The sequence below is a fragment of the Rhodococcus sp. T2V genome, assembly GCF_029269925.1.
GTDB lineage: Bacteria > Actinomycetota > Actinomycetes > Mycobacteriales > Mycobacteriaceae > Rhodococcus_F > Rhodococcus_F koreensis.
The window spans coordinates 1-7,869 of the sequence record NZ_JARJBD010000186.1 but is presented as its reverse complement, the minus strand read 5'-3'; the positions used below and the strand labels follow the sequence as shown (position 1 = coordinate 7,869).

The following is a 7,869-nucleotide window of genomic DNA, read 5'->3' as shown; positions in this document are numbered from 1 at the left end:
AACCGCAGACCCTCGTGGCCAACGCGGACAGCACCTTTCAGCTCTTCCGCGTCGGTGATGCGGTCACCAGCCGCAACATCCACGCCGCCATCCTCGACTCCAACCGCCTCTGTATGGCGATCTGAGCACCACAGTGAAGGAAGACATCATGTACGACGCAATCATCGTCGGCGGTGGACTCGCCGGCCTCTCTGCCGCCCACCGGCTTCGGCACCGCAACGTCCTGCTGCTCGAGAAGGAACCCCGCTTCGGCGGCCGCATCCGTTCCGAGCGCCGCGGAGAGAACTGGCTGAACTGGGGTGCCCACGTCTACAACGGCCCCGGCACCGCCACCGGCGACTTGATGAGCTCGGTCGGCATAGACTCCACCCCGGTGCCCGGCAGCCTGGCCGGTCTGGCGATGAACGGAAAGCTGCTCACCTCCGGTCGGGTCGAGACCTACCCGTTCCGGGTACCGATGTCCTGGTCCGACCGTGCCGCGCTGATGCGCGCCGGCGTGAAGGTCCGTCTCGCGGTGCGGAAGTACGCCAAGGTCGCCGCCCCGCGGGACGGCGAGGACTACCGGGTCCGTCAGCAGCGGATCTACGACTTTCTCGGCGACCAGACGTTCACCGACTTCGTCGGCGATCTCCCCAACGACGCGGACGCGCTGTTCCGGCCCACGGTCAGCCGCTCGGCGGGTGACCCCGAACAGGTTTCTGCCGGCGCCGGTGTCGGCTACTTCCACCTGGTCTGGGACCGCAGCGGCGGCCTGTGCCGCAACATCGTCGGCGGGCCCTCGACGCTGACCGAGACCATCGGTGCCGGACTGGGAGAATCGGCGAAGATCGGCGCCGAGGTCACCGAGGTCGTGCACGCCAAGAATCACGTCATCGTCCGCTACCGGCACGACGGCGAGGATTACGAGGCCAGGGCCCGCTACGCCGTTCTGGCCACTACGGCTCCGGTCACATCCAAGATCGCCCCGGATCTCGAGGCCGATGTCAGTGACGCGCTGGGCAAGATCGTCTACGGCCCGTACGTCAGCGCCGCGTTCTCCACCAACGAGACCACGCCGCAGCGGTGGGACTCGTCCTACGCGATCGCCACGCCGAAGCGCGCGTTCAACGTCTTCTTCAACATGTCGAACACCACTCGTGCCGCAGAACCGGTCCGCGGCAAGGGCAGCAGCATCATGGCCTTCTCGCCGGCACGCTTCGCTCGCCCGCTGATCGACCGCAGCGACGAGGAGATCCTCGACGCCTACTACCAGGACCTCGAAGACATCTTCCCCGGCTTCCCCGGTCTGGTCGACGAGGCCATCGTCCAGCGGTGGCCGCACGGCCTGGCGTACTGCTTCCCCGGACGCGGCAAGTTGCAGCCCACCCTCACCCGGCGCGGCAGCCGCATCATGCTCGCCGGCGACTTCCTCGGCACCTGGTACACCGAGACCGCCGTCCAATCCGGATTCGCTGCCGCCCAGGACATCCTCAGCGCACTGGCCACACCGAGCACTGTGCGCCCGCTCGACGCATCCACCACCCTGATCGGAGAACGCCATGGCTGACCTCACCGGCAAAGTAGCCCTCATCAGTGGCGGCTGCCGCGGACAGGGGGAGGCCGAGGCCCGGCTGTTCGCCGAACGCGGCGCGAAGGTCGTCATCGCCGACATCCTCGGCGACGACGCCGCCAACCTGGCGGCCGACATCGGCGCAGACCGTGCGATCGCGGTGCACCTCGACGTCAGCGACCCCCAGCAGTGGGCCGATGCGCTGGCCGCCGGGATCGAGGCCTTCGGGCACATCGACGTCCTGATCAACAACGCCGGAATCTACTACCAGAACCCTATTGCCGAGACCCCGGTCGAGAAGTACCGTCGTATCATCGAGGTCAACCAGATCGGTGTGTTTCTCGGGATGCAAACTCTCGCAACGCACATGGCGACGATCGGGCGCGGTTCGATCATCAACATCGTCTCGGTCTCCTCGTTCGCGCCCCTGGACTACACCTCCGCGTACGCCTCGACGAAGTCGGCGCTGCTCGCGATGTCGAAGGCCGCGGTCGGGGAACTCGGACCTCAGGGGATCCGCGTCAACATGATCCACCCCGGTGGAGTCGCCACCGAGATGGGCGCACCGCAGGGCGCCGTGCCCCCCGAATACTCCAAAGCGCCGCTCGGTCGCATCGGTCAACCCCGCGAAATTGCCACGGTCGCAGCATTCCTGGCCTCCGATGACGCCTCGTACTGCACCGGCGCCGAGATCCTCGTCGACGGTGGCTGGACCGTCGGAACCCGCAATCCGTGGACCACCACGGAGTGATCGACACAGATGTCCGGTCACAGAGCGCCTCCTGACCACCTCTGACCGGAACAACACAGTGCGGAGCGCGCGAAGCTCCCAGTGCTGCGAGATCGGGTGCTCCGCACCGTATGACACACATGTCCCGCCACATCGTGGATGCGACTGAATGGCTGACTCGGCAATCCTGCCGGCGGCGGCCACCCAACCCCTCGACTCACCCACATCGGGAGATGAGCACCATGACCTATTCCGTGATCGACGAAGCCCCTTACGGGAAGTTTCACCGCAAACTCGTACTGCTGTCCTCCGGTGGACCCTTCCTCGACGGCTACATCCTCGGCAACATCGGCGTCGTCATCGTCGGCATCCAGAACCAGCTGCACCTGACGTCAACCGAACTCGGGCTCGTCGGTGCGGCCGCCCTCATCGGACTGTTCATCGGCGGCCTCGGGTTCGGCAGGCTCACCGACGTAATCGGGCGGAAACTAATGTACACCCTCGATCTGGCCGCCCTGCTGCTGGGTTCGGTCCTGTGCTTGTTCGTGCAGGAGGGGTGGCAGCTGATCGCGCTGAGATTGATTCTCGGCATCGCGATCGGAGCCGACTATCCCATCGCGACAGCGATGCTCTCGGAATGGTTGCCGCGCAGGGAACGCGGCCGGTGCATGGGTCTGCTGATGGCCTGGTGGTTCATCGGTGCGTCGGCCGCGTACGTCGTGGGCTACCTATTTGTGCAGGTTCTCGGTGACGATGCATGGCGGTGGGTGCTCGCCAGCGCCGCGGTTCCCGCGCTGCTGATCATGGTCGCCCGCCACGACACCCCCGAGTCTCCGCGCTGGCTGATCAGCAACGGGCACCGGGAACAGGCTCGCCTGAACATCACCGACGCCCTCGGCCGTGAGCCCAGCGAGGTCGAACTCGATCTGCTCGCCGAGCAGGAAACCCCCACCGGCATGAACTTCTGGAGCTCGTTCAAGAAGCCGTACGGCAAGCGGACCCTCTTCGTGACCCTGTTCTGGACGTTCCAGATCATCCCGCTGTTCGCCCTCTACACGTTCGGTCCGACGATTCTCGAGGCATTCAACATGTCCGAGGACTCGCTGCTCGGCTCACTGCTGATCAGCCTGGTCTTCCTTGTCGGGTTGGTGCCGGCGATCAAGCTGATCGACAGGGTCGGACGCCGTCCGCTGATCATCTGGTCGTTCGCGCTGATGATCGTCCCACTGGTCGTGCTGGGCCTCGTCCCCAATGCGTCGATACCGATCGTGGTCACCTGCTTCTGCCTGTACGCACTGTTCTCCGGTGGTCCCAGCATCCTGGAGTGGGCGTACCCGACGGAACTGTTCCCGACCGAGATCCGCGGCACTGCAGTGGGAATCGCCACCTCGGCCAGCCGCATCGGTGCCGCAGTGGGAACGTATCTGCTGCCGATCAGTCTCGATCACCTCGGTCTCGAGACGACGATGCTCCTCGGCGCCGGAATCACCGTGCTCGGCCTCCTCGTCAGCATCGCGTGGGCGCCCGAGACGAAAGGCCGCTCCCTCCAGGAGGCGGCAGGCCTGGGCCACCTCGAGCCGCGCGCGGTCGACACCAACGCGTACTGATCCCACCAGCCACCCCGGTGCGCGGGTGAACCGCGCACCGGGGATTCCAATTTTCGAGAGTGTGAGATGACAACGCGGAACACCCGACGCCCCCGACTGCGGACGCTTCACCTCCACCACATGGCGCACTGTTCTTGACCACCCGCCGTGCGGCCACGTCGATGCAGCGCAACCCCACACCCGGCACCCTCCTCACCGTCGGCGGCCTCTCACCCACCGAACGGAAGAAGGATGAGCGGCCCTCGCCGATCGACGGGTGCGGTGTTCTCACAGAATGTGATCCACCGTGGAGGCATTTCGATCATAGATCGAGGACCAGTCGGTCGGACGCGCACCGCGACACGCAGATCATCATGGTGTCGCCGCGCTCGCGCTCCTCGTCGGTCAGGACGGTGTCGCGGTGCACGGGCCGGCCTTCGAGGACCGGCGTTTCGCAAGTGCCGCACAGCCCTTCCCGGCACGACGAGAGCACCGGGACCCCGTGCGCGCGGACCACGTCGAGGATGGCGCGGTTTTCGGGGACGTGCAGGATGTCGCCGGTGCGGGCGAGTACGACATCGAACGCGGTATCGATCTCGTCGTGCTGGGTTGGGGCGCTGAAACGTTCGGTCTGAAGAGTGAGGTCTACGGCGCTGCACGCGGCGGCGAGTGCGTCGAGGAGCGGCGCGGGCCCACAGGCCAGGACTTGCGTGCCCGGATCAGTGGAACCGAGGAACGCTTCGAGGTCGAGAAGCCCGTGGGTGTCCTGCGGGCTGACGAGGACCTTGTCTCCGTGGTGTTCGAGGTGAGACAAGAAGGCCATCGACGATCGGGTTCGTCCGCCGTAGAGCAGCTTCCACGGTTTTGCGCGTCGCTCGGCGTCCTCGATCATCGGCAGGATCGGGGTGATGCCGATGCCACCGGCGACGAAGACGTACGACTCGGCGTCGGGCAGGCGGAAGTGGTTGCGAGGGCCACGGACCCGGATCGACGCACCGGCTGCGATGTAGTCGTGCACGTGCGCCGATCCTCCGCGGGAGCGGGGTTCGCGCAGGACGGCGACGCGCCACCTGTCGTGGTCGTGGGGGTCGCCGCACAGGGAGTATTGACGGGTCAGGCTGTCGGTCAGGCACAGGTCGATATGAGCGCCCGGCTCCCAGGCGGGGAGCGTAACCCCGGCGGGTGGGGTGAGGGTGAGCGAGACGACGCCGTCGGCTTCGGTTTCCACGGCCTCGACCACCAGGTCGGCCTCCCACAGGGAGCGTCGGGGGACAGGCGGACTTGCCGGTGCGTCCGGGCGCTGGCGGACGGTGGTGTGGGTGGTGGCCATGGCCTGCCAGGTTCTGCGTTGGAACATGGCGATGGTCGACTCGCAATTGGTCATCAACCGGCCCTGCGGGACTGCGCCGGAGTCGTATCCGCCCTGCTGGGCGGCGACGACTGTCTTGTCTTCGTCGAAGGTGCGGTCGTAGACGTCGAGCCATTGCCCCAGCACCTTCGGGTCGGTGCCGGGTTTGACGAACGTGTCGACGACGAACCGGCTGCCGTGTGAGCCCGTCGGTATCGTGCGGGCGATGATCCCGATGAAATCGTCGACGGACAGGAACGTCACCGGCCACAGGTACAGCAGCCGGAAGCCGTCCAGTTCGGCACGCTCGGCGAGCCGTTCGGTCACCGCAGTGGGCGCCGCGACCTGGACCGCGACGTTCTCGAACTCTGTGCAGAGATAGTTCTTGGTGGTGGTGTCGAACACGGTGGCGTAGGTGTCCTGGTGTACCAGTGGGCAGTGGTAGCACTCGAGCGCGTTCTCGGTGAACAGCTTCCAGTTCGCCGGGATGTCGTATGTGTAGGTGCCGCTGAACTCCCAGTCCGCGAAGTCGAAGTTCAGCTCGTCGATGACCTCGTGGGCGCCGGCCAGGAACTCGTGCAGCGGTGCAGCTTCGATGTCGGGGTTGGCGAAAACGAACCCGTGAAAGGTGTCGACTTGCACCGGTCGCAGTCCCAGGGTCTGCCGGTCGAAGGCATCCTCGTTCTGCAGGCCCGGCGCCGAGCGCAGTGACCCGTCGTGGGTGTAGGTCCATCCGTGGTAGCGGCATTGGAACAGCTGCCGGCAGCCGCTCCCTTCGGCGACGGGGTGCAGGCGGTGGCGGCAGACATTGACGTGCCCGTGCAGGGCGCCGTCGCGATCGCGGACGACGACGACGGGAAGATCGCCGAGTTGCGCGGTGAGATACGCGCCGGGCTCGGACAGGTCCCTTTCGGGTCCGACGTACTGCCAGGCCTTCGAGAAGATCAGTTCCTTCTCGGCTTCGAACGTATCGGGGTCGGAGTACATGGCGGCCGGCAGTTGCCAGCCGGCGGCCAACGATGCGGTGACGCTGTCGCGGGCCTGTCTGGGTGGGGTCAGGTCGGTCATCGCATTCCTTCAGCCGGGGTGGGGTCCGATGTCTGTGTTCGTCCGGGTATCGGCCGACTCTCGGCGGGTTCGCGCAGGGTCAGCGGTACCCGATCCTGGACGAGTTTGCGGTAGACGAACAGAACGACTCCGATCAGCAGCAGGGCCAGGCCGAGGAACACCTCTTTGACGCTGCCGACATAGCTCAGCCCGGGGTTGAGGGCGCCGACGACGAGGATGATCAGGTTGAACGAGGCCACGACGACGGCGATCGGGATCCAGATACTCGGCAGCCGGATCGGGCGGGGCCAGTCGGGGCGGTCCTTGCGCAGCAGCAGAAACGCGATCACCGCGAGGGTGATGGCCAGGATGTAACCGAGGTTGCTGGCGATGAGGATGGCGACCGGGTTGCCGACGAAGACCAGGATGCCGAGGTTGACGACCATCGTCGCCCACAGCGCGCGGCTGGGCACGCCGCGGGAGTTGAGTTGGTCGAGTTGGGTGATCGACATCTTGTCCGCCGAGAGTCCGTAGAGGGCGCGGCCGGCGTCGGCGGAGGAGGAGACCATGCTCAGAAACAGTGCCCCGCAGAGGATGACGGTGATCAGCCCGGACAGTCCGCCGGAGATGTGCCCGATGCTGACGATGCCGTAGGTGATCGGGTTGGCGAGGAATTCGTCCCCGGTCAGCTGCCCGGCGGTGGCGATCGGGACGATGGTGTAGGCGCCGACCATGAACAGGGCGATCGACGTCAGGGCGCGGGAGGTGTCCCGGGTGGTGTCGCGGTATTCCGGGGCGAAGACCGCGCACAGTTCGGACCCGTAGATCGCCCACGCGGACACGTAGAGCCACACGATGAAGGCCGTCCAGTTCCCGTCCAGGTGGGAGGTCAGATTGGCGGTCGACCACTGCCCGGAGGCGAACGGCCCGATCGCCAGCGCGAGGAGCACGAGGACGAAGGCGACGCCGATGACCTGGTTGAAGCGCAGCGCGACGCGGATGCCGAGCACGTTCAGCGCCGTGCACGCGACGACGGTGCACGCCGAGATCGCATGGGGTAGGCCGAAGGCGACGTTGCCGAGAGTGAACAGCGTCCAGCTGTTGTCGGGAAACCATTGGGCTGCCACGAGTTGACCGATGGTCAGGCCGACGAGCGAGAGCACCAGCGCCCAGCCGCACCAGTAGCCGAAGGCGGCGATCGGGGCGATCGGGGTGAAATATCGCTTCCAGCCTTCGGCTGCGAACATCGCCACACCGCCGGCCTTGTCGGCGAACATGGCGGCCATTTCGGCGAACAGCTTGTTCTGGCAGAGGGCCACCACCGACAGCAGCACGCAGATCACCATCGCGGGGACGGCGCCGATGGCGCCGATGACGTACCCGACGGAGACGAACAGGCCGTTGGCGATCGGCAGGGCGAGCATGAACCCGTCGTACCAGCGCAGGGTCTTGGGGGGATGGGAGTCGGTGGAGTTTGCCGGAGATATGGTGTTGTCGGACATGGGTTTACCTCGAAACGGGGAGGTGGATGGGGGAGGGGGCTGACGGGGGTCGGATCGGGCTGACGGCGCCGGTGGGCATCTCGGTGGCCTCGATCTCGACGTTGTCG

Annotated in this window: 5 protein-coding genes; 3 read left to right on the top strand and 2 right to left on the bottom strand. The window is 66.2% G+C overall.

The genetic code is table 11. The features are described from left to right. Positions 1 to 148 precede the first annotated feature (148 nt). The 3 genes from P3H15_RS52325 (at position 149) to P3H15_RS52315 (ending at position 3,886) form a co-directional block, all read left to right on the top strand. Entirely contained in the window at positions 149 to 1,546 is a 1,398-nt protein-coding gene (locus tag P3H15_RS52325; protein WP_276144545.1) for an NAD(P)/FAD-dependent oxidoreductase, read from the top strand. After that, positions 1,539 to 2,300 (top strand): SDR family NAD(P)-dependent oxidoreductase, encoded by a 762-nt coding sequence (locus P3H15_RS52320; RefSeq protein ID WP_276144544.1) that lies wholly within the window; start codon positions 1,539 to 1,541, stop codon positions 2,298 to 2,300. Before P3H15_RS52325 ends, P3H15_RS52320 begins: the two co-directional genes overlap by 8 nt. A gap of 212 nt (positions 2,301 to 2,512) precedes the next feature. Next, positions 2,513 to 3,886 (top strand): MFS transporter, encoded by a 1,374-nt coding sequence (locus P3H15_RS52315; RefSeq protein WP_346348889.1) that lies wholly within the window; start codon positions 2,513 to 2,515, stop codon positions 3,884 to 3,886. 301 nt (positions 3,887 to 4,187) lie between these two features. Here the strand turns inward: P3H15_RS52315 and P3H15_RS55670 are convergent, their stop codons facing one another. Both P3H15_RS55670 and P3H15_RS52300 read right to left on the bottom strand, forming a co-directional pair. Then, positions 4,188 to 6,281, bottom strand: a complete 2,094-nt coding sequence (locus P3H15_RS55670) for an SRPBCC family protein (RefSeq protein WP_346348888.1) — start codon at positions 6,279 to 6,281, stop codon at positions 4,188 to 4,190. Beyond that, positions 6,278 to 7,762 (bottom strand): APC family permease, encoded by a 1,485-nt coding sequence (locus P3H15_RS52300; protein WP_276144543.1) that lies wholly within the window; start codon positions 7,760 to 7,762, stop codon positions 6,278 to 6,280. Before P3H15_RS52300 ends, P3H15_RS55670 begins: the two co-directional genes overlap by 4 nt. Positions 7,763 to 7,869: the final 107 nt, after the last annotated feature.

What these genes read in the sequence shown, in the direction of transcription:
- P3H15_RS52325 (WP_276144545.1), top strand. Translation starts at nt 149, where the DNA reads ATGTACGACGCAATCATCGTCGGCGGTGGACTCGCCGGCCTCTCTGCC.
- P3H15_RS52320 (WP_276144544.1), top strand. Translation starts at nt 1,539, where the DNA reads ATGGCTGACCTCACCGGCAAAGTAGCCCTCATCAGTGGCGGCTGCCGC.
- P3H15_RS52315 (WP_346348889.1), top strand. Translation starts at nt 2,513, where the DNA reads ATGAGCACCATGACCTATTCCGTGATCGACGAAGCCCCTTACGGGAAG.
- P3H15_RS55670 (WP_346348888.1), bottom strand. Translation starts at nt 6,281, where the DNA reads ATGACCGACCTGACCCCACCCAGACAGGCCCGCGACAGCGTCACCGCA.
- P3H15_RS52300 (WP_276144543.1), bottom strand. Translation starts at nt 7,762, where the DNA reads ATGTCCGACAACACCATATCTCCGGCAAACTCCACCGACTCCCATCCC.